This is a genomic window from Aureimonas sp. AU4 (assembly GCF_001463765.1).
Classification (GTDB): domain Bacteria; phylum Pseudomonadota; class Alphaproteobacteria; order Rhizobiales; family Rhizobiaceae; genus Aureimonas.
Genome location: NZ_BBWK01000050.1, coordinates 1 through 24,763, shown reverse-complemented (window position 1 = coordinate 24,763; position 24,763 = coordinate 1). Strand labels below are relative to the sequence as shown.

25 protein-coding genes are annotated in these 24,763 nt (G+C 71.0%); 12 read left to right on the top strand and 13 right to left on the bottom strand.

Annotated elements, in window-relative coordinates; translation table 11 throughout:
* Nucleotides 1-122 precede the first annotated feature (122 nt).
* Together AUL35_RS15035 and AUL35_RS15030 are read left to right on the top strand one after the other, a co-directional pair.
* Nucleotides 123-818, top strand: coding sequence for an acyl-homoserine-lactone synthase (locus AUL35_RS15035; RefSeq protein ID WP_062016161.1), 696 nt, complete (start codon nt 123-125; stop codon nt 816-818).
* Nucleotides 808-990, top strand: a complete 183-nt coding sequence (locus tag AUL35_RS15030; protein ID WP_062016159.1) for a hypothetical protein — start codon at nt 808-810, stop codon at nt 988-990. Before AUL35_RS15035 ends, AUL35_RS15030 begins: the two co-directional genes overlap by 11 nt.
* An 86-nt stretch (nt 991-1,076) precedes the next feature.
* Here the strand turns inward: AUL35_RS15030 and AUL35_RS15025 are convergent, their stop codons facing one another.
* Both AUL35_RS15025 and AUL35_RS15020 read right to left on the bottom strand, forming a co-directional pair.
* Nucleotides 1,077-2,252 (bottom strand): Gfo/Idh/MocA family protein, encoded by a 1,176-nt coding sequence (locus tag AUL35_RS15025; RefSeq protein ID WP_062016157.1) that lies wholly within the window; start codon nt 2,250-2,252, stop codon nt 1,077-1,079.
* A 13-nt stretch (nt 2,253-2,265) separates the two neighbouring features.
* A complete protein-coding gene (locus AUL35_RS15020) occupies nt 2,266-3,321 on the bottom strand; it encodes a sugar phosphate isomerase/epimerase (protein WP_062016217.1) in 1,056 nt (351 codons plus the stop codon).
* Between the two features lie 226 nt (nt 3,322-3,547).
* Between AUL35_RS15020 and AUL35_RS15015 the strand changes: the two genes are divergently transcribed.
* The 3 genes from AUL35_RS15015 to AUL35_RS15005 are packed head-to-tail and all read left to right on the top strand — an operon-like array spanning nt 3,548 to nt 5,502.
* A complete protein-coding gene (locus AUL35_RS15015) occupies nt 3,548-3,793 on the top strand; it encodes a hypothetical protein (protein ID WP_192847104.1) in 246 nt (81 codons plus the stop codon).
* A gap of 7 nt (nt 3,794-3,800) precedes the next feature.
* Complete coding sequence (locus AUL35_RS15010) at nt 3,801-4,730, top strand: SMP-30/gluconolactonase/LRE family protein (protein ID WP_062016155.1); 930 nt, start codon at nt 3,801-3,803, stop codon at nt 4,728-4,730.
* 4 nt (nt 4,731-4,734) lie between these two features.
* On the top strand, nt 4,735-5,502 hold the full coding sequence (locus AUL35_RS15005; RefSeq protein WP_062016213.1) for an SDR family oxidoreductase: 768 nt from the start codon (nt 4,735-4,737) through the stop codon (nt 5,500-5,502).
* Nucleotides 5,503-5,550: 48 nt separating this feature from the next.
* Here AUL35_RS15005 and AUL35_RS15000 read toward each other — a convergent pair whose 3' ends face one another.
* From AUL35_RS15000 to AUL35_RS14980, 5 genes are all read right to left on the bottom strand, one after another.
* Nucleotides 5,551-5,943: a response regulator gene (locus tag AUL35_RS15000; RefSeq protein ID WP_062016153.1), complete on the bottom strand. Its 393-nt coding sequence runs from the start codon at nt 5,941-5,943 to the stop codon at nt 5,551-5,553.
* Nucleotides 5,944-6,086: 143 nt separating this feature from the next.
* A complete protein-coding gene (locus tag AUL35_RS14995) occupies nt 6,087-7,094 on the bottom strand; it encodes a hypothetical protein (protein WP_062016151.1) in 1,008 nt (335 codons plus the stop codon).
* 2 nt (nt 7,095-7,096) lie between these two features.
* Nucleotides 7,097-7,540, bottom strand: coding sequence for a type III secretion system chaperone (locus AUL35_RS14990; RefSeq protein WP_062016149.1), 444 nt, complete (start codon nt 7,538-7,540; stop codon nt 7,097-7,099).
* 246 nt (nt 7,541-7,786) lie between these two features.
* Complete coding sequence (locus AUL35_RS14985; RefSeq protein WP_062016147.1) at nt 7,787-9,256, bottom strand: bifunctional diguanylate cyclase/phosphodiesterase; 1,470 nt, start codon at nt 9,254-9,256, stop codon at nt 7,787-7,789.
* 299 nt (nt 9,257-9,555) lie between these two features.
* Complete coding sequence (locus AUL35_RS14980; protein ID WP_082666356.1) at nt 9,556-10,311, bottom strand: alpha/beta fold hydrolase; 756 nt, start codon at nt 10,309-10,311, stop codon at nt 9,556-9,558.
* Nucleotides 10,312-10,454: 143 nt separating this feature from the next.
* Here AUL35_RS14980 and AUL35_RS14975 point away from each other — a divergent pair, with 143 nt between their 5' ends.
* Entirely contained in the window at nt 10,455-10,907 is a 453-nt protein-coding gene (locus tag AUL35_RS14975) for a MarR family winged helix-turn-helix transcriptional regulator (RefSeq protein WP_062016145.1), read from the top strand.
* Between the two features lie 98 nt (nt 10,908-11,005).
* Nucleotides 11,006-11,404, top strand: a complete 399-nt coding sequence (locus tag AUL35_RS14970; RefSeq protein ID WP_062016143.1) for a hypothetical protein — start codon at nt 11,006-11,008, stop codon at nt 11,402-11,404.
* 10 nt (nt 11,405-11,414) lie between these two features.
* On the opposite strand, the gene AUL35_RS14965 is transcribed toward AUL35_RS14970, so the two are convergent.
* Nucleotides 11,415-12,476 (bottom strand): siderophore-interacting protein, encoded by a 1,062-nt coding sequence (locus AUL35_RS14965; protein ID WP_062016141.1) that lies wholly within the window; start codon nt 12,474-12,476, stop codon nt 11,415-11,417.
* Nucleotides 12,477-12,794: 318 nt separating this feature from the next.
* On the opposite strand from AUL35_RS14965, the gene AUL35_RS14960 reads away from it, so the two are divergent.
* Nucleotides 12,795-14,828, top strand: coding sequence for a methyl-accepting chemotaxis protein (locus AUL35_RS14960; RefSeq protein WP_062016140.1), 2,034 nt, complete (start codon nt 12,795-12,797; stop codon nt 14,826-14,828).
* Between the two features lie 97 nt (nt 14,829-14,925).
* Entirely contained in the window at nt 14,926-15,960 is a 1,035-nt protein-coding gene (locus tag AUL35_RS14955) for a glycosyltransferase family 2 protein (protein ID WP_062016138.1), read from the top strand.
* Nucleotides 15,961-15,963: 3 nt separating this feature from the next.
* Here the strand turns inward: AUL35_RS14955 and AUL35_RS14950 are convergent, their stop codons facing one another.
* From AUL35_RS14950 to AUL35_RS14930, 5 genes are all read right to left on the bottom strand, one after another.
* Nucleotides 15,964-17,373, bottom strand: a complete 1,410-nt coding sequence (locus AUL35_RS14950; protein ID WP_062016136.1) for an FAD-binding oxidoreductase — start codon at nt 17,371-17,373, stop codon at nt 15,964-15,966.
* 62 nt (nt 17,374-17,435) lie between these two features.
* Nucleotides 17,436-20,639, bottom strand: a complete 3,204-nt coding sequence (locus AUL35_RS14945) for an efflux RND transporter permease subunit (RefSeq protein WP_062016134.1) — start codon at nt 20,637-20,639, stop codon at nt 17,436-17,438.
* A 75-nt stretch (nt 20,640-20,714) separates the two neighbouring features.
* Entirely contained in the window at nt 20,715-21,944 is a 1,230-nt protein-coding gene (locus AUL35_RS14940; protein WP_062016133.1) for an efflux RND transporter periplasmic adaptor subunit, read from the bottom strand.
* A gap of 49 nt (nt 21,945-21,993) precedes the next feature.
* Complete coding sequence (locus AUL35_RS14935) at nt 21,994-22,209, bottom strand: hypothetical protein (RefSeq protein ID WP_062016132.1); 216 nt, start codon at nt 22,207-22,209, stop codon at nt 21,994-21,996.
* 100 nt (nt 22,210-22,309) lie between these two features.
* Nucleotides 22,310-22,624, bottom strand: a complete 315-nt coding sequence (locus tag AUL35_RS14930; protein ID WP_062016131.1) for a hypothetical protein — start codon at nt 22,622-22,624, stop codon at nt 22,310-22,312.
* Nucleotides 22,625-23,012: 388 nt separating this feature from the next.
* Here AUL35_RS14930 and AUL35_RS14925 point away from each other — a divergent pair, with 388 nt between their 5' ends.
* The 3 genes from AUL35_RS14925 to AUL35_RS14915 all read left to right on the top strand — a co-directional run.
* A complete protein-coding gene (locus tag AUL35_RS14925) occupies nt 23,013-23,603 on the top strand; it encodes a TetR/AcrR family transcriptional regulator (protein ID WP_062016130.1) in 591 nt (196 codons plus the stop codon).
* A 124-nt stretch (nt 23,604-23,727) separates the two neighbouring features.
* Nucleotides 23,728-24,354: an FMN-dependent NADH-azoreductase gene (locus AUL35_RS14920; RefSeq protein WP_062016129.1), complete on the top strand. Its 627-nt coding sequence runs from the start codon at nt 23,728-23,730 to the stop codon at nt 24,352-24,354.
* Between the two features lie 179 nt (nt 24,355-24,533).
* Nucleotides 24,534-24,763, top strand: a 230-nt coding sequence (locus AUL35_RS14915; RefSeq protein WP_156418017.1) for a hypothetical protein, incomplete at its 3' end; no start/stop codon positions are given.

Sequence of the window (24,763 nt, the reverse complement as noted above, 5' to 3'; positions counted from 1 at the left end):
CCAGGCGAAGGCTACCTGAATCCAGGTATTGGGCGAGGCGCGCGGGAGCGATATCGAAGACGCAACAACGCCGCGCCGACGCGATCGGACGCTCCCCACGGGATCAGGGCGAGGGAGGACGCATGCTCGAAGTCCATGTCGTCACCGATCGCAACCGCTTCCTTTACGAGGGAGCCTATGCGTCGCACGCACCGGTGGTCGCCTCGCGCCCGTCGCGGGAGATGCCGTGCCCGATCCCGGCCCGCCTTCTGCGCCAGGACGATCTGCTCGGCTGCTGCGATCCGGTCGTGGACGGGGGAACCCTTCTTCTTGGCATCGAGGAGGGGCGGGTCGCCGCCGCCTCGCGGCTGATGCCCTCCTGCGGTCCGAACCGCCTGCGCGGCCTGCCGCAGCTCGCGGTCGAACGCGGCTTGCCCGACCGAGCGCAATGGGCGGACTGGACGCGCCTGCCGGCGGAAGCGGATGCCTGCGCCGCCCGCGAGGAGGTCACCTTCGCCGCCATGGCCTGCGCGGTCATGGAATACGCCCTGGAGGAGGGCGTGGAATGGGTCGGCGGCGTCGAGGACGCCTATTGGCTGCCGCGCTGGGAGAGCCTGGGCTGGCACGTCCAGGTGCTGGGACTGCCGGCCCGGATCGAGGGGGCTTCGAAGGTCGCCGCCTTCATGCGGGTCGACGAGCGGAGCCTGGCCTCCGCCCGGCGCCTTGCCGGCACGAGCCGCCCGGTCCTGCGCCGCCACGGTCCGCAGAAGCCGTTTCTGCCCGCCATGCCGCCCCATTCGCTTTCACCGCATCGACCGGAGACCAAGCATGCTCGCTGAACTCGATCACGCCCTCGCCGAGGCGACCGACACGGACGACATCCGCGCGCTCGCCGAACTGTGCCGCTACGTTGCCAGCGAATGCCGCCGCCTCGATCTCGGCCGGGCCGAACAGGACGCGCTGGGGCTGGCGGCGGACCTTGCGGCCCGCCCTCCGCGTCTCTGTCACTGAGCTTCGGAACCTTTGTCGGCAGGAGGCATCTCCTCCTGCCGTAAGCCGGCTACCGCCGATCGTTTGGCGCCGTCCGGGGCGCGGTCTCAGCCGATCCGTTCCCAGCTGTTGCTGTTTCGGCTGGAGCGAACCGCCGCCTCGATGAAGCGCATGCCGGCCAGACCCTCGCGGATGCCCGGGAAGGTGGTCGCCGGATCCATGGGTCGGCCCTCGCGCGCCGCCAGGATCGCCTCGGCCGCCTCGGTGTAGATGTTGGCGAAGCCCTCGAGATAGCCCTCCGGGTGGCCCGAGGGGATGCGCGAGACGCGCCGGCTCTCCGCGCCCGACCCCGCTCCGTTGCGCGTGATGAGCTGTCTCGGCTGCCCGAGCTTCGTGAACCAGAGATAGTTCGGGTCGGCCTGCGTCCATTCCAGGCCCGCTTCCGTGCCATAGACGCGGATCTTCAGCCCGTTCTCGTGGCCGACCGCCACTTGGCTCGCCCAGAGCATGCCGCGCATGCCGCTCGCGTAGCGCAGGAGGATCTGCACGTCGTCGTCGAGCCGGCGGCCCGGCACGAAGGTGGTCAGCTGGGCGAGAAGTTCCGAGGCGTCCTCCCCGGTGATGAAGGAGGCGAGGTTGTAGGCGTGGGTGCCGATGTCGCCGATGCAGCCGCCCGCGCCCGAGCGCGCCGGGTCGGTGCGCCACTCCGCCTGCTTGGAGCCCTCGGTCTCGGCGCTTCTGGCGAGCCAGTCCTGCGGATATTCGGCCTGCACGAGGCGAAGCTCGCCGAGCTCGCCCGCCATGACGCGCGCCCGCGCCTCGCGGATCATCGGGTAGCCGGTGTAGTTGTGGGTGAGCGCGAAGACGCGTCCCGAACGCTCCACGAGCGCGGCGAGATCCTCGGCCTCGGCGAGCGAGAGCGCCAGCGGCTTGTCGCAGATGACGTGGATGCCGGCCTGGAGAAAGGCCTTGGCGGCGGGCACGTGCATGTGGTTGGGCGTCACGATCGAGACGGCCTCGATGCCGTCCGGCCGCGCGGCTTCCGCCCTGGCCATCTCCTCGAACGAGCCGTAGGCGCGGGCCGGATCGAGGCCGAGGTCGGCGGCCGAGGCGCGCGAGCGCTCCGCGTCCGAGGAGAGCGCGCCCGCCACCAGCTCGTAGCGGTCGTCGAGGCGGGCGGCGATGCGGTGGACCGCGCCGATGAAGGCGCCCTGGCCCCCGCCCACCATGCCGAGGCGGATGCGGGGCGCGCGGCCCTCGGAATGGCTGGCTTCGATGGTCATGCGTGCGGTCTCCTCAACCCAGTCCGAGCATGCGGCGGTTGGTGGCTTCGTCGGTGCCGCCCGAGGCGAAGTCGTCGAAGGCGCTCGTGGTCGCCTCGATGATGTGGGCGGCGATGAAGGGCGCGCCCTCGCGGGCGCCCTGTTCCGCGCTCTTGATCGCGCATTCCCATTCCAGAACGGCCCAGCCGTCGAAGCCGTGGGCCGTCAGCTTCGAGAAGACCGCGCCGAAGTCCACCTGCCCGTCGCCGAGAGACCGGAACCGCCCGGCCCGGTTCACCCAGGACTGGAAGCCGCCGTAGACGCCCTGGCGCCCGGTCGGGTTGAACTCGGCGTCCTTGGCATGGAAGGCGCGGATGCGGCTGGCGTAGATGTCGATGTAGTCGAGATAGTCGAGCCCCTGCAGCACGAAGTGCGAGGGATCGTAGAGGAGGTTGGCGCGCGGATGATCGTCGACGCGCTCGAGGAACATCTCGTAGCTCGCCCCGTCGTGCAGGTCCTCGCCCGGATGGATCTCATAGGCGACGTCGACGCCCATCTCCTCGGCGTGGTCGAGGATCGGCCGCCAGCGCTTGGCGAGCTCGTCGAAGGCGGTTTCGACTAGACCGGCGGGACGCTGCGGCCAGGGGTAGACATAGGGCCAGGCGAGCGCGCCCGAAAAGGTCGCGTGCGCCTTGAGGCCCATGTGGCGCGAGGCGGTGAGCGCCGAGCGCACCTGGCCCACCGCCCATTCCTGGCGCGCCTGCGGGTTGCCGCGGACCTCCGGCGCCGCGAACCCGTCAAAGGCGAGGTCGTAGGCGGGATGGACGGCGACGAGCTGGCCCTGGAGGTGGGTCGAGAGCTCGGTGACGGCGAGGCCGTGGCCGGCGGCGATGCCCGTCACCTCGTCGCAATAGTCCTTGGACTCGCCGGCGCGCTTGAGGTCGAAGAGCCGCGCGTCCCAGGTCGGGATCTGCACGCCCTTGTAGCCGAGCGAGGCGGCCCAGCCGCAGATCGCGTCGAGCGAGTTGAAGGGAGCCCCGTCGCCGGCGAACTGCGCCAGGAAGATGCCCGGCCCCCGAATGGTCTTCATCGTCATCACTGTCCTCCCCCGCGCCGTTTGTGGCGTCTTTCGCCGGCCCCGTGAAGGGGCGCGCCGCAACCGGCGTCTCCAGTTCCGGGGAGAGAAGGATGGCCGTGAGATACGTATGTCAAGCAGCCGCGCCCCAAAGCTTTCGCGAGCGCGCGCGTTTTCGAGCTTGGCCGACGGCCGCCTTGGTCCTAGCTTCCCACGCCTTGAGTCGGCGAGGGGAGCGATCATGCCGGAGACCACGGATCTGAAGGAGGCGGTGGCCTCCGAGCGCCAGCGCGAGCTGGCCGTCGAGCACCTGCTCTTCCACACGCTCGTCTATGTCGAGCACAAGCACCCCGGGCTGATCGACCACCTGGAGGGCAGCCTCGAGCGGCTCGGCGACCGGGCGCACGACGAGACCAAGGACGACGAGGCGGTGAAGGGGGTCGCGCGCCTCTTCCTGGAAAGCCTGCGCAAGTCGGCGGCGCTCTGACGGCGCCATGTCCAGTTCCTACGAGATTCTCGATCCGCGCTTCTCCAAGCTGATCGTCGGCCATGCGCAGCTGGAGCGGCTGTGGACCGGCGGGCGATGGGTGGAGGGTCCGGTCTACGTTCCGGCCGCCCGCTCGCTCCTGTGGAGCGACATCCCCAACGACCGCCTCATGCGCTGGGACGAGTGCGACGGCTCGGTCTCGGTCTTCGAAACCCCGTGCGGCTTCCACAACGGCCACACGACGGACGGGGAGGGGCGCGTCGTCGCCTGCGAGCACGGGCGGCGCCGCGTCTCGCGCCTCGACCACGACGGCGTCTGGCGGGCGCTGGCGACGCGCGTCGGCGGGCGCCGGCTCAACTCGCCCAACGACGTCGTGGTTCGTTCCGACGGCTCGGTCTGGTTCACCGACCCGACCTACGGCATCGATTCGCACTACGAAGGGCACCGCTCGCCAAGCGAGCTCGAGGGGCGCTGCCACGTCTATCGCCTCGACCCGTCGAGCGGGGCGGTGGAGGCGATGGTCACCGACATGGTGCGGCCGAACGGGCTCGCCTTCTCGCCGGACGAGCGCGTGCTCTACGTGTCGGACACCGGCTCCTCGCACGACCCGGACCTCGTGCCCGGCGTGCGCGCCTACCCGATCGGCGCGGACGGGCGTCCGGGCGCGGGCGCCGACTTCGCGCGCGTGCCGCGCGGCGTGGTGGACGGCTTCCGCTGCGACTCGAACGGCAACCTCTGGGCCTCCAGCCGGGACGCGGTCTGCGTCTTCACGCCGGACGGCACGCATATCGGCTCGATCCCGGTGCCGGAAGTCGTGTCGAACCTGTGCTTCGGAGGCCCCAAGCGCAACCGGCTCTTCATCACCGCCCAGACCTCGCTCTACGCGATCTACGTCAACGCCCACGCCGCGACCTGGACCGACCCGGACGAGGAATGAGACCCTGTCCCTGAAGCTCTTCGATCTCTCTGGGCGCACGGCGCTCGTCACGGGCTCCGGCCAGGGCATCGGCCATGCGATCGCCCAAGGGCTGGGCCGCGCGGGCGCTCGCGTCGTCCTCAACGGCCGCGACGAGGCCAAGCTCGCGGCGGCGGCCGAGCGCCTGGGTGGTGAGGGGATTGCGACGGCGGCAGTGGCGTTCGACGTGACCGACCGGCCCGCCGTTGAGGCGGCGGTCGGGCGCATCGAGCGCGATGTCGGCCCGATCGACATCCTCGTCAACAATGCGGGCATCCAACGACGCGGGGCGCTCGAGGACTACGCCGCCGAGACCTGGGCCGAGATCATGCGGGCCAATGTCGATTCGGTCTTCTTCGTCAGCCAGGCGGTGGCGCGTCGCATGATCGGGCGCGGGCGCGGCAAGATCATCAACATCGCGAGCCTTCAGGCGCAGGCCGCGCGCTATTCCATCGCGCCCTACACGGCCTCCAAGGGCGCGGTGCTGAACCTCACCCGCGGCATGTGCACGGACTGGGCGCGCCACGGGCTGCAGGTCAACGCGATCGGCCCGGGCTACTTCCGCACGCCCCTCAACCAGGCGCTGGTCGAGGACCCGGCCTTCAACGAGTGGCTGGAGAAGCGCACGCCGGCGGGGCGCTGGGGCGAGGTCGAGGAGCTGCAGGGCGCGGCGATCTTCCTGGCCTCGCGCGCCTCGGACTTCGTCAACGGCCAGATCCTCTATGTCGACGGCGGGGTGCTGGCGACCTTGTGAAACAGGCGGGCGCCCCGCCTGTTTCACGTGAAACGATCCGTTAACGGATCAGGCCGAGCGGCGCTGCGGAACCGCCTCCATCTCGGCAGCGAGCGCCTCCACCACCTCTTCCGGCCGCACGGGCTTCTCGAAGGCGGGCACGGACTTGAAGCGCACGGCCACCAGCGATCGGTCGTAGCCGGTCAGGAACACGAAGGGGACGGCGCGCCGCGCCAGATCGTAGGCGACCGGAAAGACCAGCTCGCCCGACAGGTTCACGTCGAGCACGGCGCCCGACAGGTCGGAGATCTCGCCGATCGCCGCGATCGCCTCGCGGATGCCGTTGCAGGGGCCGACCACCGAGGCGCCGCGATCCTCGAGCGCCATGGCGATCTCGCCCGCGATGCGGGGATCGTCCTCGACAACGAGAATGGTGCGGCCTTCGAGGGAGGGAGCGGACATGGGGGAACTCTCATGCAGGGAATGAAGGGTCCCGTAACGCACGACGGCGGTGTTGCGTTGCCATCGCGACGCGGCGCCGGGACGCGAGCGCTATGGACCCCTTACGCTGCGTCCCGCAACCCCGCCATCGCCGACCGGACCGTTCAGGCCCCCGGCCGCAGCCGCAGGTCGCCGGAATAGGAGATCGGCGACACGTTCTCGCAGCGGAAGCCCCCGCCCGCCTCGTCGCGCACGAGGTCGAACCCGTAGCTGAAGAGCGCCGCCGACGTGTCGCTGAGCCGGGCCAGCGGGTGCCCGTCCGGCATGACCCCGTCGACCTTCACCTTCTCGGCGCTGAAGCCGGCGTCGCACTGGATATGCACCGTGCCGTCCTCGTTGCGAGACACGTGGACCACGTAGCTGGGGTCCGCGCCGGCCGCCAGGTTGAGCTCCGAGCCGTCCGACAGGCGCAAGGGATTGTCGGGACCCATGCTGAGCACGAGCGTCGCCTCCATGAGGCCCTGATGGGCGTAGCGGGAGATCGCGTCCGCGTAGTCGGCCCCGAACCGCTCGGCCAGGGCGCCGCCGACCCGCTCGGCGGTCTTGGCTTCCCAGCCCTCGGTGCCGCGGACGAGCTCGCCGGTCGGGATGAAGTGCCCGTCCATCATCAGCGGCTCGTCGTCCAGGGTCAGCGTGCCGCGCGGCAGATCCTTGACGAACTGCTCGCATAGCGTCGCGCCGGGATGGCCGGGGATGGCGACACGCGCGTTCCGGGCGGCGTCCCCCGTCATGCCCTTGAGCGTCGTCTCGACCAGACCGCGCGTGTTCTCGGCCAGCGGCGTCAGCTTGTAGGACAGGGCGGGCAGATCGAGCAGCGCGTCGCGCGCCGAGGCGTTGAAGCGCTCGCCGCTGCTGATGCGACTGTCGAAGAACTCGCGCACGGTGGACGTCTCTCGGCCATGCTTGGCGCCCCATTCGGCGCGTGCCGCCTGATAGGCCTGCCGGTTCTCGGCCTTCACCGTGTCCTTGAAGAAGGCCTCCTTCAGGACGTTCACGATGCGGCTGCCGATCGAGCCGGAGCCGGCGGCCTTGAAGCCGCCGCCCTCGGCCAGGACCATGCGATCGGTCGGCTGCGCGAGGCGGACCTGCGAAATGGACGTTCCCTGAACCATCGTCAAACCCGCGTCATATTGAGGAAGTCTTCGTGCGCCGCTGGCCGATCGGCCATCGGCTGTGCCCGGAGCAGCGCCGGCACGGCCAGCGCGGTCGCGGTGAAGCGGTCGAGGACCGTCTCGAGGGCTGCGGCATCGAGGCTGCCGGCCGCCAACTCGCGCGCCAGCACCACGGCGCTGGAGCCGGCGGGCACGCCGAGCGTCGCCCCGTCGGTCTGCGAGAAGAGGGCGTTGGCGGCCAGAAGCCGAAGGGCCGCGCCCGCCTCGTCGCCCGCCGGCAGCTCGCCCGCCAGCGCCGAGACGAGAAGCTCCTCGCCGCCCGGCCCCCGCGTCAGGTCGACCGCGAGCCCGTCGATCTCCAGGCGGACCTCGCCACCGGGGCCGAAGTCGAGATCGGGAAGGCCGATCCTGCGTCCGAGTTCGCGAAGCAGAAGGTCGATCGTCATCGGCGGCGGGTCCGTCGCAGGGGCATGGATCTCCCTTTTAAGGTTGGGGCGCACGTCCTGTCTGTGCCCGGCGGCACAGGCGGCGCGCTTCGCCGCTGCGCGGCGACTGTCGAGCCCTCGACATCGACGGCCCACCGAACACCCTCCGCGAGAGCGTGCGGGACGGGAGGCTCGATCCGGACCGGCAGCCGATCGAGGCGGCGATGGTCGGATGGCAGGGGGCGGGCGCCCGCCTTCCGCCGCGCCTCAGGCCGTAAGGGCGAGCGGCGGTGCGAGCGGCGCGGGACGCCCGATCAGGTAGCCCTGGAAGAGCGAGCAGCCGGCTGCCTTCGCCATGGCGAGGTGGGCGTCGTTCTCGATGCCCTCCGCCACGACCGGCATGCCGCGCGCGCGGCCGATCGCGCCGAGCGCCGAGACGACGATCGAGGCGATCTCGTCCGAGCCCATGGCCTGGACGTAGCTGCGATCGATCTTGATGCCGTCGACCGGCAGCGCGCGCAGGGCGCTGAGGCCCATGTTGCCGGTGCCGAAGTCGTCGAGCGCGAGGCGCAGGCCCATGGCGCGCAGCGCCTCGAGCCGAGCGAGCACGCCCGGCGTCGCGCTCACCGCGACGGTTTCCGTGATCTCGAAGGTGAAGCGGGCGGGCGCGACGCCCGTTTCGGCCAGCACTCGGCGCACCGTCTCGACGAAGCCGTCGCGCTTCAGCTGGGCGCCCGAGAGGTTGAGCGAGATGAAGCGGCCCGGCAGCGCGGCGGCGTCGCGGCAGGCCCGGCGCAGCACCCATTCGCCGAGGCTGTCGATCAGCGGCGACTGCTCGGCGACCGGGATGAAGTCGCCCGGCATGATCATGCCGCGCAAGGGGTGGCGCCAGCGCACAAGCCCCTCGACGCCCACCACCGTGCCGCCGACATCCACCAGCGGCTGGTAGTGCAGGTCGAGTTCGTCGAGCAGGATGGCCGCCCGCAGTTCACGCTCGATGAAGCGGCGCTGCTTGCGGTCCTGGCGCATCGCCTCGTCGAACGCGGTCACGCAGCCCCGCCCGCGCCGCTTGCTCTCGTAGAGGGCGAGGTCCGCGTGGAGCATCAGCTCGTCCTCGAAGGATCCGTGGTCGGGCGCGGCGGCCAGTCCGATCGAGACGTCGATCCCGACGAGGCGTCCATCGAGCGGGTGCGGCTCGCGCAGCGCGGCCAGGAAGCGCTCGGCGGCGACTTGTGCCTGCGCCGGCGCGGCGCCGAGCAGGAGGGCGAACTCGTCGCCCCCGAGGCGCCCCAGCGTCGCGCCGGGAAAGGAGCGTGTCGCGACCTCGCTCAGGCGCTGCAGGATCGCGTCGCCCGCCGCATGGCCGAGGCTGTCGTTGACGGACTTGAAGTGATCGACGTCGATCAGGAGAAGGCTCAAGGGAGCCCCGGCTGCGATCTCGGCGCGCAGCCGCGCCATGAAGGCGCCGCGCGCCAGGGCCCCGGTCAGGGGATCGGCGTCGAGACGGCGCATCCGCTCGGCCTGCGCGACCTCGCCCCGGCGCAGGCGGCGCGCGGTGAGAGCCCAGGCCCGCGCCAGAAGCAGGGCGGAGGCGAGCGAAAGGGCGAGCGCCGCACCCAGCGGCAGCGCCTGCTCGGCCCCCGCCGCCCAGAAGCCCCAGGCCATGACGCCGACCTGCACTGCGAACAGCGCCGGCAGAAGGGGGCCGGTGACGGGATTGTGGCTCAAAAGGCTCATGCGTCGGATCGCCGTGTCGGGGCGTTGCGTCCCGCGACCTATGCGCGACGAAAGTTGCGATTCGGTGATGAACCACACCCGATTTGGGCAGACACGAGTAGAAGGCGGCAACGGCGCGAGCAACGCCGCCGCCCAGCTGACGCTGCGTCAGCATCGTTCGGTGAGAGCCGTCCCGTTACTGCGGCCTCGTCTTCACGAAACTGTCGCAATCGGCGGCGGGCGCAGCGCCGATCGGCCTGGTGCGGGACGGGAGCGGCCGGCGACCGCTCCCGTCCCGCCGGTTCGCCCGGTCGAAGGGGTCACTTCGCGGCCTTGGCTGCCTCCTCGATGACCTTCGCGACGGCCGCCGCCTGCGAGATGTAGAGGGCGTGGCTGCCGTCGATCTCGGTGATCTCGGCGCCGGCGCGCTTGTACATCATGCGCTGCAGGTCGGGGTTCAGCGTCATGTCGTTCCTGGCCACGATGCCGTAGCTCGGGCGGCCCTTCCAGGCGGGCTCGCCGACCGGCGCCTGGAAGGCGGCGACCGCGACGGGCATCTGCGAGCGGGCCATGAACTCGGCCTGGTCCCTGGGCAGGTCGGCGCCGAAGTCTGCCGGGAACTTGGCCGGGTCGAGGAACAGGAAGCCGTCGGGCGTGGGCTTGATGTCGTTGGAGGGCGAGGGCATCGAGCCGACGAGGCCGCCCGTCGTCTCGCCCTTCTCGGGCTGCAGCGCGGCGACGTAGACCAGCGCCTTGACCTTGGGATCGTTGCCGGCCTCGGTGATGACCGTGCCGCCGTAGGAATGGCCCACGAGAACCGTGTCGCCCTCCTGCCGGTCGAGGACGCGGCGGGTCGCGGCCACATCCTGGTCGAGGCCGGTCAGTGGCTGCTGCACGATCGAGACGTTGTAGCCGTCCCGGGTGAGAATGTCGGAGACGCCCCGCCATCCGGAGCCGTCCACCAGCGCGCCGTGGACGAGAACGACGTTCCTGGCCTGCGCGCTGGCGGGCGCGGCGGCGGCGGAGGTCAGAAGCGTGGCGGCGAGGGCGAGGGCGGCATTGCGGATCGTGGACATCGGGATGTCTCCTCGAAAAAGGGAAGCGGCGTTAGTTTCTTCGATGAATGTTATTGCGATAAATGACAACTAGAACTCGCGGCAGCCCTTGTCCAGCGGTATTTTACCGCGATATTCGTCTCGCCCCGATGCGAGAGCCCTTCATGACCCGATCCGCGCCCACGATTCCCTTGGACGACCAGCTCTGCTTCTCGCTCTATGGGGCTTCCATGGCGGTAGGCCGGGCCTACAAGCCCCTGCTCGACCGCATGGGCATCACCTACCCGCAGTATCTGCTCCTGTCCGCCCTGGGCGAGGAGGACGAGCGCTCGATCGGCGCGATCGCCGACCGCCTCATGCTGGAGTCGAGCACGATCACCCCGCTGGTGAAGCGTCTGGCGGCGGCCGGCCTCGTGGAGCGCGAGCGCAATCCCCAGAACGAGAGGCAGGTGATCGTGCGCCTGACCGAGGCGGGCCGCTCGCTTCTGGCCGAATGCGTGTGCCTCGGCGAGCGGCTGGTGGCGGGCGCCAACCGTCCGGTGGCCGATCTCGTGCGGCTGAACCAGGAGGTCCGCTCGCTGCGCGACGCGCTGGACGCCTCGCTCGCCAAGGGCTGACCTGCGGCGGAAGGAACCGGGGGCGTAACGGGCGCTGGCGCCCGGGGCCCGCCGCCTTAGCTTGAGGCGAAGCGCCGTTTGCGCCGGAGCCCGCCGCCTTGACCTATATCCTCGACAACATCGTCGCGATCCTCGCCGCGACGCTTGCCGGCCTCCTGTTCGGCTTCGTCTGGTACCGGACCCTCGGCCGCACGCCCGACGCGCGGCCGCTCACGCCCGGCTTTGGCGCGATGGCCTTCGCCGCGGAGTTCTGGCTGGCCTCGATCCTGGCGGGCGCGCTGATCCTCGCGCCGCCCCAGGCGGGCGTCTGGGTCATGACGCTGGCGACGCCCGTGGTGATCTGGATCGGCTTCCTCGTGCCGGCCTTCGCGGTGAGCCTCGGCCGCCGGGGGCTTTCGACCGGCGCGGTCGCGCGCGAGGCCGCGCACTGGCTCGGCGTCATGCTTGCGCAAGGCGTGGTGCTGCGCCTCGTCGGCCTCGTCCAGCCGCCCGTCTAGTCGCGATCGCCTAGCTGCCCGCCCGTCCGCGCCGCCAGTAGCTCGCCGCCATGTGCCGGTCGCGCGCCATGCCGCGCTCCTGGCGCAGGTAGCGGCGGATCGCCTTGAAGTCCGCGAACTCGCAGGCCGCCCAGACGAAGGGATCGGGGCCGATGCGGTCCCAGTCCAGCGCTTGCAGCGCCCGAGGCAGGAGCCCGAGCGTGCCCGGCTCCGCGCCCCGGCGATGGAGGAAGCGGATATCGGTGCGCGCCCGCGAGGGAAGCGCGATCTCGTCGGCGGGCCCGTCGACCTCGACGATCACGCTCGCGAAGGCATCGGCGGACAGGTCCTCCAGGATGCGGGCGATGGCGGGCAGGGCCGTGTCGTCGCCCGCCAGCACGAGGCGGCGCGCGTCCGGCGCCTCGCCGCCGCCCGGACCCGTGATGCCGACGATGTCGCCGGGGCGGGCCCGGCGCGCGAAGTCCGAGCCCGGCGTCGCCTCGCCCGCATGGGTCACCATGTCGACCGCGAGCTCGCCGCGCGCGGCGTCGATCTCCCGGATCGTGTAGACGCGCCGCGTCAGCGCATCCGGGCCCTGCGGCCAGACCGGCAGGCCCGTCTCGCCCATGACCGGCCAGACGGGCGCGCGGTCGGCGGGCGGGAAGACGAGGTAGACGTGGTAGCCGCCCTGCGCGAAGCGGCCGAGATCCTCGCCCCGGAACCGGACGCGCCGCATGTGCGGGGTCAGGTCCTCGGCGCCCGTCACGACGAGTTCCCGGAACCAGGGCAGCGGCGTGCCGGGGGCAAGGCCGTCGCCGGTCCACCGGATCAGGGGCGGCTCGCCCTCGTGGAACTCCAGAAGATGCTCGGCGACCCCGATCTTCAGGTAGCTGAGATGGATCGGGTCCGCCGCCGCGACCTCGACCTCCAGCGCCTCGTCCCGCGCGGCGAGCACGGCGGTTCCGTAGCCGAACGACACGTGGCCGCGTCCGCCCTCCCGTCGCACCTCCCCATGCTCGGCGAAATGCTCGCACAGCAGATCGAACAGGCGCTCGGCGGCCGGGACGTCGATGGTGGAACGGGCCTCGAGCATCGGTGCGTCCTTTGGCGTCTCTGCGTCGGACGAGGGGTATGAAACATGACTCGCGTAGTCAACTTATTCCGCGCAGCCACGTCGCGTGAGTCGCCTCGATCCCACGCGGAGCCGCCAACGCCTGTGCTTTCAGGGCTTGCGCCGCCCGCGAACCGGAACCCAAGGGCACGCGCGAGACGGAAAAAACACGCCCTGCTGGTCCTGAAACCAACCGTTATCGACGATCGCAAAGAGAGGGGGGATCGGGTGCGTCCGGTAGGGGACCGGGGACGTTCGTGAGGGCAAAGAGACGCTTACCTCTCCTCCCGGAACGATACCATGCGCTTCAGTCTCAAGACGAAGCTGGTCGGAAGCTTCGCAACCGTCCTGCTTCTGTCGGCCGCCGCCGGAACCTTCGGCATCCTCAGCCTCAAGTCCACCAACGACACGCTCGGTGACTTCGCCGCGCGCCCCTTCCAGCAGGTCCAGGCGGTCGGCGCGCTGCAGGCCGACCTGCAGTCCGTGCGCCGCGCGATCCTCCGGGTGATGCTGGCAACCGATCAGGAGCAAGTCGCGGCGCTGCGCCGGGACTACGAGGAAACCTGGGCCCATAGCGACCAGCAGCTCCAGCGCTTCCTGGGCGCGGTGCAGAGCGAGGCCGGGCGGGCGGAGGTGGCGGATCTCGCGCCGCTGATGACGCAGACACGCGCGGTCACGGACAAGGCCTTCGAGCTGGCCACCCGGTCGGATCCCGACCTTGCCGAGAACGCTCTCGACCGCACGCAGGCGAGCTTCGGGGCGCTCGGCGAGGCGATGGACGGCCTCGGGAGCGAGGCGCTTCTCGCCCAGCTGCGCGACCCCGCCGCCGCCAAGGACGCGGCCGCGACGCTCGACCAGCTGATCCGCGACTCCCGCATGGCCATGCTGACCACGATCATCGAAACCGAGGATCGGCGTGTGGCCTCGGCGAGCGACGCGCTCACCGCCTCCGACGGCAAAGTCCGGCAGGTGCTGGCGCAGCTCGGCGGAAGCGAGCCCGTCATGCGCCCGATGATCGACAAGGCGACGGCGGCCTGGGGCGCCTACTATCCGATCGCCCGCGCGCAAGGGGACGAGGGCGTCGCCAAGGGAGGCGTCGAGGCGCTGCGCTTCATCAACGAGCAGCAGATTCCGGCCGCGGCGAAGGCGAGCCAGCGGCTCGATGCCCTGGCGGCCCGGTCGCAGACGCGCGCCGACGCCTTCCTGGCCTCGGCCGCCGAAACCTACGCCTCGACGCGCGCGCTCCTGATCGCCCTCGTCGTCGGCGCCTTCGTGATCGGGCTCGGCTGCGCCGTGCTTCTCATGCGCTCGATCCTGTCGGGCCTGCGCCTGACGAGCGCGCATGTCGCGCACATCGGGCAGGGCGACGTCTCGCAGCCGGTCGTCCACAGGCGGCACGACGAACTGGGCGATCTTCTCGACAAGCTGGGCGACATGCGGCTGCGCCTGAACGAGATCGTGGGCGGCGTGCGGGCCTCGGCGGGCCATGTCGCCACCGGCTCGGCGCAGGCCGCCGCCTCGGCCGAGCAACTGTCGTCGGGCTCGGCCGAACAGGCCTCGGCCTCGGAGGAGGCGTCGGCCGCGATCGAGCAGATGGCGGCCAACGTGCGCCAGAACGCCGACAACGCCTCGCAGACCGACCAGATCGCGGCCAAGGCGAAGGACGGGGCGCGCGCGAGCGGCGAGGCCGTGCGCCAGTCGGTCGCGGCGATGCGCCAGATCACCGAGCGCATCGCCGTCGTCCAGGAGATCGCGCGCCAGACCGACCTCCTGGCGCTGAACGCGGCGATCGAGGCGGCGCGCGCCGGCACGCACGGCAAGGGCTTCGCGGTGGTGGCGAGCGAGGTGCGGAAGCTCGCCGAGCGCTCCGGCGCGGCGGCGGCCGAGATCGGCGAGCTGTCGGGCCGCACGCTCCAGACGGCCGAGCGCGCGGGCGAGGTGCTGGACCGCATGGTGCCCGACATCGAGCGCACGTCCGAACTCGTGTCGGAGATCACGGCGGCCTGCCGCGAGCAGTCGGTCGGCATCGAGCAGATCAACCAGGCCATCGTCCAGCTCGACCAGGTGACGCAGGCCAATGCCGGAGCCGCCAGCGAAATGGCCGCGACCTCGGACGAGTTGTCCGGCGAGGCGCGGCGCCTCGACGAGCGGGCCGCCTTCTTCCGGCTCGCGGAGGGCGAGAACCCGGTCGCGAGCGGGCCCCTGTCGCCCAGGCAGTCCGTCCGTTCCCCGGTTGTCGCGCTCGTGCCGAAGCCGGCCCCCGTCTCGCGCGCCGCTACCCCGCGGGGAATGGCGCTCGACCTCGATGCGGAGTTCGAGCGCCTCAGCGCCTGACCGGCCGCCTTGTCGTCGACCATGGGCGAAGGCCGCCCATGGTCGGACGCTGCAACCGACGCTTTCCCGAACGCCTGCTTCTTGCGATAGAGCGGCGGTGATCTATCCCGATACCCAGACCCCCCGCTGGTCGCGCTACGGCCGCCTGTCGCCGATCCGGCGGCTCGAACTCGCCTGGCGCGACCGGCGCTGGCGGCGCCGGGCCAAGCCCGCAGCGGGCATCGACCTCGTGCCTGCCGGCGTGTCGCCCCCCCGGCCGCCGGCGCGCGAGCCGGTCGTCCTCTTCACGGTGCGCGACGGCATGGCGACGCTGCCCTCGTTCCTCGCGCACCACCGGCGGCTTGGCCTTCGCCAATTCGCGGTGGTGGACGACCGCTCGACCGACGGCAGCGCCGAGTTTCTCGCCGCGCAGGGCGACGTCGCGCTGTTCACTTCCAATGTCGGCTTCCGGGAGGCGGGCGGCGGGCTCGTGTGGCGCGACGGGCTGGTCGATCTCTACGGGCGCGGGCGCTGGTATCTCTCGATCGACTGCGACGAGTACCTCGTGTTTCCGGGCTGCGAGACGCGGCCGCTCGGCGACTTTCTCGCGGATCTCGAGCGCGCCGGCCTGAAGCGCGCCATGGCGCCGATGCTCGACCTCTATCCCGAGGGACCGATCGGCGCGCTGGAGGCGCCCGACGACCCGGCCGCCTTTCCCGCGGAAAGCTGTCCCCTCTTCGACGGCTCGCACTACACGGTCGGCGACGAGAAGTTCTGCACCTCGATCCGGGGCGGCCCGCGCAACCGGCTCTACGGCACGCCGATGCGCATGACGAAGTTCCCGCTCGTCTTCGCCGACGGCGAGCTCGCCTTTTCGGGCGGCAGCCATCACGGGCCGCTGCCGCTGACACGCAACTTCGCGCCGCCCGACGCCGTGCTCCTGCATCACAAGTTCGCGCCGGGCTCGGTCGAGACCTTCCGCCAAATCGCCGAGCGCGGCTCGCACTTCAACGGGTCGCAGTTCTACAAGGACATCCTCGACAGCGGCGCGTTCGGTCCGGCGACCGACTTCCGCTACGAGCACTCGGTGCGCTACCGGTCGTCGGACGACCTCGTGGCGCGCGGCTTCATGCGGGACCTGCGCGCGGCGTAGCGGTCAGCCCTCGACGGCCGGAGGCAGGACCTTGCCGGGATTGAGGATGTTCTGCGGGTCAAGCGCGTCCTTCAGCAGGCGCATGACGTCGACGGCCTCGGCACCGTGCTCGGCGACGAGATAGCGCGCCTTGCCGTAGCCCACCCCATGCTCGCCGGTGCAGGTGCCGCCAGCCTCCAGCGCCCGTTTCACGAGCGCGGCGTTGAGCTGTTCGGCATGGGCGACCTCGGCCGGGTCGCTCACGTCGATGACGTAGCTCATGTGGAAGTTGCCGTCGCCGACATGGCCGACGGCGGCGGCCGGGAAGGGCGCATCGGTGGCCTCGAGGCAGGCCGCCTCGATGCAGCTCGCCAGCGCCGAGACGGGCACGCAGGCATCCGTCGCCCAGGCCGTCGCGCCGGGGCGCAGCGCCAGCATCGCATAATGGAACTCGTGGCGTGCGTGCCAGAGGCGGGCGCGCTCCTCGGCCCCGTCCGCGAAGCTCCAGCCTTGCGCGCCGTGACTGCCGGCGATCTCGGCGACCGTCTCGGTCTCGCCGGCGATCGCAGCTAGGCTTCCCGCGAACTCGAAGAACAGGGTCGGCGCCTCGGCAAGCGAGAGGCCGCTGTGCCGGTTCACGGCGCGGATGGCGGCTGCGTCGAGAAACTCCATGCGTCCGACCGGAACGCCGAGCTGGACGGTCTCGATCGCGGTGCGCACGGCGCTTGCGACATCGGGAAAGGTGCAGATCGCCGCGCGCACGGCTTCCGGCTGGCCGTGAAGGCGAACGGTCACCTCGGTGATGAGGCCGAGCGTTCCTTCCGAGCCGACGAAGAGGCGCGTCAGGTCGTAGCCGGCCGACGACTTGCGCGCACGGTTCGCGGTCTTGACGATGCGCCCGTCGGCGAGAACCACGGTGAGCGAGACGACGTTCTCGCGCATCGTGCCGTAGCGCACGGCCGCCGTGCCGGAGGCGCGCGTCGCCGCCATGCCGCCGAGCGTGGCGTCGGCGCCCGGGTCGATCGCGAAGAAGAGGCCGGTGTCGCGCAGGTGCGCGTTGAGCTGCTTGCGCGTGACCCCGGCCTGCACGGTGGCGTCGAGATCTTGCGGGTGGACGGCGAGAACCTTGTCCATGCGGCGCATGTCGATCGAGATGCCGCCGTGAAGCGCCGAGAGATGCCCCTCCAGCGAGGTGCCGGCCCCGAAGGCGATCACCGGCACGTCGTACTGCGCGCAGAGCCGCACGATGCCTGCCACCTCCTCGGTGGAGAGGGGATAGCAGACCGCGTCCGGCGCCCGCATGGGATGGTAGGACTCGCCCCGCCCGTGGTGCTCGCGTTCCGACAGGCTGGTGGTGCAGCGATCGCCCAAGAGCGCGCGGAGCCGCTCGATCAGCGCGGCCGTGTTCTCCTGGCTCGAGATCCGTCGCAGCATGGGCTGTTCTCCTCCGGTCCGGGCAGGATGGGTCCGCCACGAACCGGAGGATGTCAACCGTGTCAGGGGATCGCGGTGCCGCTCGCCTCGTGGGCGAGAAGCGCGGGCGAGGGGCCGGAGACGGGCGCCGCCCGCTCGCGGCGGCCGAGGCCGCGCACGAAGACGTAGAAGAGCGGCGTCAGGAACAGGCCGAACAGCGTCACACCGATCATGCCCGAAAAGACGGCCACGCCCATGGCCGAGCGCATCTCCGCGCCCGCCCCCGTCGAGAGCACCAAGGGCAGGACGCCCATCACGAAGGCGAGCGAGGTCATCAGGATCGGGCGAAGGCGCAGCCGCGCCGCCTCCACCGCCGCCTCGCGGGGGCTGCGTCCTTCCCCCTCCAGCTCGCGGGCGAACTCCACGATCAGGATCGCGTTCTTGGCCGACAGGCCCACCAGCACGATCAGGCCGATCTGCGTGAAGATGTTGTTGTCGCCCCCCGTCAGCCAGATGCCCGCGAGCGCCGAGAAGAGACCGGCCGGCACGATCAGGAGGATCGAGACGGGCAAGGTCAGGCTCTCGTACTGGGCGGCCAGCACCAGGAACACGAGAAGGAGCGCGAGCGGGAAGATCACGACGCCCGAGTTGCCGGCGATGATCTCCTGGTAGGTGAGCTCGGTCCACTCGAACTGGAAGCCCGGCGGCAGGGTTTCCGCCGCGATGCGCTCGACGGCGGCGCGCGCCTGTCCCGACGAGAAGCCGGGCGCGGCGTTGCCGTTGACGTCGGCCGCGAGGAACCCGTTGTAGCGCAGCGCGCGCTCGGGGCCGGCCACCGTGTCGACCCGCATCAGGGCCGATAGCGGGATCATCTCGCCCCCGTTGGAGCGCACCTTCAGGGAGCCGATGTCCTCCGCCCGCGCGCGGAAGGGCGCGTCGGCCTGGACGCGCACCGAGTAGGTGCGGCCGAACTCGTTGAAGTCGTTGACGTAGAGCGAGCCGAGATAGATCTGCAGCGTGTTGAAGATCTCGGTGATCGGCACGTTCAGCTGGCGCGCCCGCGCGCGGTCGACGTCGGCGAAGAGCTGCGGCACGTCGATGCCGAAGCCGGTGAACATGCCGGTCAGCTCGGGCGCCGTATAGGCCCTGGCGAGAAAGCCCTTCACCGCCTCGTCGAGCGCCCGGTAGCCCTGCCCCGCGCGGTCCTCGATCTGCAGCTTGAAGCCGCCGATAGTCCCCAGGCCCTGCACCGGGGGCGGCGGGAAGATCGCCGTGAAGGCCTCCTCGATCCCTGCGAACTGGCCGTTCAGCTGTTGCGCGATGGCGCCCGCCGACAGCTCCGGTGTTTGCCGGTCCTCGAAGGGCGCGAGCGTCAGGAACACGACGGCCGCGTTGGAGGAGTTGGTGAAGCCGTTGATCGACAGGCCCGGGAAGGCGATGGTCGATTCCACGCCCGGCACCTTCAGGGCGATCTCGCCCATGCGGCGGGCCACCGCATCGGTGCGGTCGAGCGAGGCGCCGTCGGGCAGCTGCGCGAAGCCGACCAGATACTGCTTGTCCTGCGCCGGCACGAAGCCGCCGGGGACCTTCTGGAAAAGGATGCCGGTCAAGGCGACGAGCACGACGTAGAGCCCGAGCGTCGCGCCCTTGCGGGTGATGACGCCGCCCACCCCGCGCCCGTAGCTGCGCGAGGCCGCGCCGAAGAAGCGGTTGAAGCCCCGGAAGAACCAGCCGAGCGAGGCGTCGAGGATGCGCGTCAGGCGATCCTTCGGCGCATCGTGACCGCGCAGGAGAAGGGCGGCCAGCGCCGGCGAGAGCGTCAGCGAGTTGAAGGCCGAGATGACGGTGGAGATCGCGAGCGTCAGCGCGAACTGGCGGTAGAACTGGCCCGTGAGCCCTGAGATGAAGGCGAGCGGCACGAACACGGCGACCAGCACCAGCGCGATCGCGACGATCGGGCCCGACACCTCGCGCATGGCCTGATAAGTGGCTTCGCGCGGGGACAGGCCGTTCTCGATGTTGCGCTCGACGTTCTCCACCACGACGATCGCGTCGTCGACGACGATGCCGATGGCGAGCACCAGGCCGAACAGCGAGAGCGCGTTGATCGAGAAGCCCAAGAGATGCATCACCGCGAACGTGCCGACGATCGACACGGGAACGGCCAGAAGCGGGATGATCGAGGCGCGCCAGGTCTGGAGAAAGACCACCACCACGAGCACGACCAGCACCACGGCTTCGAGCAGCGTGTGCACCACGGCGTCGATCGAGGCGCGCACGAACTGCGTCGTGTCGTAGACGATCTCGTAGTCGACGCCTTCCGGCATGGTTTCTTTGATCTCGGCCATCACCGCGCGGACCTGATCCGCGATCGCGATGGCGTTGGAGCCCGGCGCCTGGAAGACCGGAATGGCGACGGCCGGCTCGTTGGAGAGAAGCGAGCGCAGGGCGTATTCCGAGGCGCCGAGCTCGACGCGGCCGATGTCGCGGATGCGCGTGATGGCCCCCGTCTGCGGGTCGGTGCGCACGATGATGTCGGCGAACTCGGCCGCGTCCTTGAGGCGCCCTTGCGCGTTCACGGAGAGCTGGAACTCCACGCCCGGCACGCTCGGCGAGGCGCCGATGACGCCGGCCGCGGCCTGCACGTTCTGCTCGCGGATCGCGGTCACGACGTCGTTGGCCGACAGGCCGCGGCTCGCGGTCTTCTCGGGGTCGAGCCAGATGCGCATGGAATAGTCGCCCGAGCCGAAGAGCTGGACCTGGCCCATGCCGTCGATGCGCGCCAGGCGGTCGCGCACGTTGAGAAGCGCGTAGTTGCGCAGGTACGTCAGGTCGTACCGACCGTTCGGCGAGGTGAGGTGGACCACCAGCATCAGGTCGGGCGAGGACTTCACCACCGAGACGCCGAGGCGGCGCACCTCTTCGGGCAGGCGCGGCTCGGCCTGGGCGACGCGGTTCTGGACGAGCTGCTGCGCCTGGTCGGGATCGGTGCCGATGCGGAACGTGACGGTGAGCTGCATCACGCCGTCGGTGGTGGCCTGGCTCGACATGTAGAGCATGTCCTCCACGCCGTTGATCTGTTCTTCCAGCGGCGTTGCCACGGTCTCGGCGATCACGGCCGGGTTGGCGCCGGGATAGGTCGCGCGCACCACGACCGAGGGCGGCACGACCTCCGGGTATTCCGAGATCGGCAGGGCGAAGATCGACAGGAGGCCGCCCAGGAAGATCATGACGGACAGGACGCCCGCAAAGACCGGGCGGTCGACGAAGAACCGGGAGATGTTCACGGCGGGAAACCTTGGAAGGGGAGGGACGAGCGGCAGTCCCGGCGGAGCGGGAGGAACTCCGCCGGGAGGCGCCGGTCAGCGCGCGGGGGGGACGGCCGCGCTGGCCTGCCGGTCGAGCGAGCGGCCGGTCTCCATGGAGACCATCTGGGGGGCGATCTTGGCGCCGGGGCGCAGGCGCTGCAGGCCGTTCACGACCACGCGCTCGTCGGCCGCAAGGCCGTTCTCGACGATGCGCATGTCGCCCGAGGCGGCGCCCAGCGCGACCTCGCGGTACTGAACCGTGTCCTGGTCGTCGACCACGAGCACGTAGCGCTTGTCCTGGTCCGTGCCGACGGCGCGCTCCGAGACGAGAAGCGCGGGCTCCGAGCGCGGCTGGCCGAGGCGCAGCCGGGCGAACTGGCCGGGCATCAGCGCGCCGTCCACGTTCGGGAAGCTCGCGCGCACGGCGACCGTGCCGTTCACCGGATCGACGCTCGGGTTCACGAGCTGGATGCGGCCCTCGACGCTGCGCCCGTCGGAAAGGTCGAGCTTCACCGGAACGCGGTCGAGGCCGGCGGGGCCGTTCGAGGCCTGGAGCAGGCGCTCGACGCTCTCCTCGTCGGCGTCGAAGGCGGCGTAGATCGGGTCGACCGACACGAGGCGGGCGAGAACCGGCGAGCCGGCGCCGGCCGAGACGAGGTTGCCCTCGGTCACCTCGAGGCGGCCGATCCGGCCCGAAACCGGGGCGCGGATATCGGTGTAGGAGAGGTCGAGCTGCGCCGTGCGGAGCGCGGCCTCGGCGGAGGCGAGCTGCGCCTCGGCTTCCGCGGCGGCCTGGACGCGCCGCTCGTATTCCGAGGCCGCGATGGTGCGGTTGCCCTGAAGCTGGCGGCCGCGCTCGCGCTCGCCGAGCGCGAAGGCAAGGCGCGCGCGCGCCGCCTCAAGGTCGGATTGGGCCCGCTCGACCGTCGCGCGGTAGGGCGCGGGGTCGATGGTCAGGAGCGGGGCGCCCCGTTCCACCAGCGCGCCCTCGCGGAAATGCGCGCCCTCGACCGCGCCCGCGACGCGCGAGCGGATATCGACCCGCTCGACGGCCTCGAGACGGCCGGAATAGCGCTGCCAGAGCTCGACCGGGCGGCGCTCGACGCGGGCGACCGAGGCGGGAACGGCGGCCGGCGCCGAAACCGCGCCGGTCTCGGCGCTGCTGGCGGGGCGCGACTCCTGCGTCAGGATGCCGAGCCCGAGGAAGGCGAGCGCGAAGGCGGCGGCCGCCACGCTGGCGAGAGCGGCGGCGAACCAGTTCAGGAGGGTGGATATCTTCGACATGGAAGCGGTTCCTTCGAGCCAGCGGACGGTCGGGAGGACGGGAGACGAGCTAGAGAAGAAGGACGTTGGTTTGGCCGAGCGCGGAGCGGCGGCGCGGGCCCTGCGAGGTCGGGGCTTGGGCGCGGGCGACGACGAAGGGAGCATCGTCCTCCGCCGATGCGGCCCCGGGCCGCTCGATCCGCTGCGCGAGGAGGAGCCGACGAAGGCGCGAGGCGAGACCGGCGGCGGGAGCGGCGGCGGCGGGGGCGGACACGCAAAGGGACATGGGACGATCCTCGCTGGCGGGCGGCGGAAGCGGCTCCGGCGCCGGGTGGACAGGCCTGTGTGTCCCGGCCGCGCCCGGGAAGGCGCGGCCGGGAGAGGCGTCAGAAGCTGTCGGAGCCCGGCACGAGGGCGCCGTGCGAGGTCGGCGTCGGCACGCGGGCCGTGCGGTTCGCGGCGCGGTCGTCGGCCCGGTTCGTGGAGGCGGCCGGCGCGCGGACGCCCTCGTTGCGGGTCGGGTAGCCGAAGCGCGTCTCGTTGCCGGCGCGGGCACCGAAGGCGCCCGAGGCAACGGCCTGGTCGGCGGCCGTCTGGCGGTCGCGGACCGCCGTGTCGGAGCCCGGCACGATGTCGGAGGCGAAGCTCATGCCGGTGGACAGGAGCAGCGCGGCGCTGGCGGCGATGACGATGCGGTTCATGGGAATTCTCCTGGGAAACGAGGCGCAAGGGATCCCCGCCTCGCGACGGGAGGACGCGTCGCGGGGTGCCTTCGGGCGCTCGGTTATGAAATCCGGGTGAGACGCGCGGCATGGGCCGCGCAGCCACCCTCCGCCCGGCGCGAAGGCGCCGGCGGTCTGTTTGAAAAAGGGACGGCGGGGCGTCATGCCCCAGGCCCGTCCGGATGGAGCCTCGGTCTTCGCGACGAGGCCCCGGAACCGCCGGCGGTGAACGGTGTTTGTTCATTACCGATCGGTAGGGAATGAATTAGGGGCTTGGTTCCCGCCTGTCAACGGACTAATTTACCGACAGGTATAAAATCTTGTCGGCGGGTTTTCGGACCTGCGGAACGGGAAAAGGAGATGCGAGATGGGTGTCGGTCGTCCGCGGGAGTTCGATCCCGACGAGGCCCTCGACTGCGCGATGGAGCTGTTCTGGCGCCAGGGCTACGAGGGCACTTCGCTGTCGGATCTGACGGAAGCCATGGGCATCGCCAAGCCGAGCCTCTACGCCGTGTTCGGCAACAAGGAGGAGCTGTTCCGCAAGGCGCTCGACCGCTACGCCGCGCGCCGATCCGACGTCTCGTGCAACGCCTTGGGCGAGGCGACCTCGCGCCGCGCCGTGGAGCGGCTGCTGCTCGCCTTCGCCGGCGTGGACGACGAGAGCGACACCCCCAAGGGCTGTCTCATGGTGCAGGGGGCGCTGGTCTGCAGCGAGGCGAGCGAGGCGATCCGGCAGGAACTGTGCGCGCGTCGCGCCGAAAGCGAGGCCGCGCTCTGCCGCCGCATGGCGGAATGGAAGGAGGCCGGCGACCTGCCGGACAGCGCCGACCCCAAGGACCTCGCGCGCTACGTCATGGCGGTCGCCCACGGCATCACGGTGCAGGCCGCGAGCGGGGCCAGCGCCGAGGACCTGCGCCGCGTCGTGACCATGACCATGCGGACCTGGCCGCCCGTGTGAGGACGGCCGCAGCGGTCACATCGGTGTGCCCTCGGTTCCCCAAATGTGCCGTCTTGCACCGGTTCGGAGCGAGTTCTCTTATGTACGTCGGTATCGATTCCATACCGAATTCGAGAGGCACCCCATGAAGCTCCTTCACCTCGACTCTTCCATTCTCGGCGAGAACTCCGTGAGCCGCGCGCTGTCGCGCGCGGCCGTCGAGCGCCTCACGACCGAGGATCCGACGCTCGCGGTCACCTATCGCGACCTCGCGGCGCGCCCGATCGGGCATCTGAGCGGCCGGTATCTGGCGGGCCAGAGCCCCGAGGTGCAGCACGACCAGGCGTTGCAGGAGGATCTGGCGCTCGGCGGCGAGGTTCTGGAGGAGTTCCTGGCGGCCGACGTCGTGGTGATCGGCGTCGCGCTCTACAACTTCACGATCGCCAGCCAGCTCAAGAGCTGGGTCGATCGCATCCTCGTGGCCGGCCGGACCTTCCGCTACACCGAGAAGGGACCCGAGGGACTGGCCGGAGCCAAGCGCGTCGTGCTGCTGGTCGCGCGCGGCGGCGTCTACAGCGGGGACGCGCCCGCTGCCGGCTACGAGCATGCCGAAACCTACATGCGCGCCATCCTCGGTTTCATCGGCATCACCGATCCCGAAGTGATCGTGGCCGAGGGCATCGCGCTCGGTCCCGACCAGCGCATGCAAGCGACGCACAAGGCGCTGGCCGCGGTCGCGAACCTGCCGGGCACGCGCTCGCTCGCGGCCTGAAGCGGCGGTCGTCGGCCGTCTTGGCGAAGGGGCGAAACCTGTCCCGGGCGGTCCTTGCCTTCACTCCGTCCCGCTTCGTCCACGATGGTGCCATCAAGGCGTTGTTAGGGGCTCGGTAACCATGGCGGCGCATCTTCGCGCGTGCAGCCATCGCCCGAACCCTCTGCGTGACGCCCGGTATGACCCTGAACTCCGACGCCTTCCGCGCCCAGACGCTCCAGGACCGGCGCGCCCCCGCGCGACGCCGCCGCTCCCGCGCGAACCGCCTTGCCTGGATCTGCGGGACGGCGGCGCTGGCGGTGGTGCTGGGGGCCGGCGTCTCGCCCACCGCCGTCGAGCCGACCGGCGAGGCGCTGGCCATGCTGGCGGAGGGCTGGCATGCCGCCGCCGCGCTGCCGGCGGTGGCGCG

What these genes read in the sequence shown, in the direction of transcription:
- AUL35_RS14950 (WP_062016136.1), bottom strand. Translation starts at nt 17,373, where the DNA reads ATGCTGCGACGGATCTCGAGCCAGGAGAACACGGCCGCGCTGATCGAG.
- AUL35_RS14925 (WP_062016130.1), top strand. Translation starts at nt 23,013, where the DNA reads ATGGGTGTCGGTCGTCCGCGGGAGTTCGATCCCGACGAGGCCCTCGAC.
- AUL35_RS14960 (WP_062016140.1), top strand. Translation starts at nt 12,795, where the DNA reads ATGCGCTTCAGTCTCAAGACGAAGCTGGTCGGAAGCTTCGCAACCGTC.
- AUL35_RS15010 (WP_062016155.1), top strand. Translation starts at nt 3,801, where the DNA reads ATGTCCAGTTCCTACGAGATTCTCGATCCGCGCTTCTCCAAGCTGATC.
- AUL35_RS15020 (WP_062016217.1), bottom strand. Translation starts at nt 3,321, where the DNA reads ATGAAGACCATTCGGGGGCCGGGCATCTTCCTGGCGCAGTTCGCCGGC.
- AUL35_RS14985 (WP_062016147.1), bottom strand. Translation starts at nt 9,256, where the DNA reads ATGAGCCTTTTGAGCCACAATCCCGTCACCGGCCCCCTTCTGCCGGCG.
- AUL35_RS14990 (WP_062016149.1), bottom strand. Translation starts at nt 7,540, where the DNA reads ATGACGATCGACCTTCTGCTTCGCGAACTCGGACGCAGGATCGGCCTT.
- AUL35_RS14920 (WP_062016129.1), top strand. Translation starts at nt 23,728, where the DNA reads ATGAAGCTCCTTCACCTCGACTCTTCCATTCTCGGCGAGAACTCCGTG.
- AUL35_RS15015 (WP_192847104.1), top strand. Translation starts at nt 3,548, where the DNA reads ATGCCGGAGACCACGGATCTGAAGGAGGCGGTGGCCTCCGAGCGCCAG.
- AUL35_RS14935 (WP_062016132.1), bottom strand. Translation starts at nt 22,209, where the DNA reads ATGTCCCTTTGCGTGTCCGCCCCCGCCGCCGCCGCTCCCGCCGCCGGT.
- AUL35_RS15025 (WP_062016157.1), bottom strand. Translation starts at nt 2,252, where the DNA reads ATGACCATCGAAGCCAGCCATTCCGAGGGCCGCGCGCCCCGCATCCGC.
- AUL35_RS14930 (WP_062016131.1), bottom strand. Translation starts at nt 22,624, where the DNA reads ATGAACCGCATCGTCATCGCCGCCAGCGCCGCGCTGCTCCTGTCCACC.
- AUL35_RS14975 (WP_062016145.1), top strand. Translation starts at nt 10,455, where the DNA reads ATGACCCGATCCGCGCCCACGATTCCCTTGGACGACCAGCTCTGCTTC.
- AUL35_RS14995 (WP_062016151.1), bottom strand. Translation starts at nt 7,094, where the DNA reads ATGGTTCAGGGAACGTCCATTTCGCAGGTCCGCCTCGCGCAGCCGACC.
- AUL35_RS15000 (WP_062016153.1), bottom strand. Translation starts at nt 5,943, where the DNA reads ATGTCCGCTCCCTCCCTCGAAGGCCGCACCATTCTCGTTGTCGAGGAC.
- AUL35_RS15035 (WP_062016161.1), top strand. Translation starts at nt 123, where the DNA reads ATGCTCGAAGTCCATGTCGTCACCGATCGCAACCGCTTCCTTTACGAG.
- AUL35_RS14980 (WP_082666356.1), bottom strand. Translation starts at nt 10,311, where the DNA reads ATGTCCACGATCCGCAATGCCGCCCTCGCCCTCGCCGCCACGCTTCTG.
- AUL35_RS14965 (WP_062016141.1), bottom strand. Translation starts at nt 12,476, where the DNA reads ATGCTCGAGGCCCGTTCCACCATCGACGTCCCGGCCGCCGAGCGCCTG.
- AUL35_RS15030 (WP_062016159.1), top strand. Translation starts at nt 808, where the DNA reads ATGCTCGCTGAACTCGATCACGCCCTCGCCGAGGCGACCGACACGGAC.
- AUL35_RS14940 (WP_062016133.1), bottom strand. Translation starts at nt 21,944, where the DNA reads ATGTCGAAGATATCCACCCTCCTGAACTGGTTCGCCGCCGCTCTCGCC.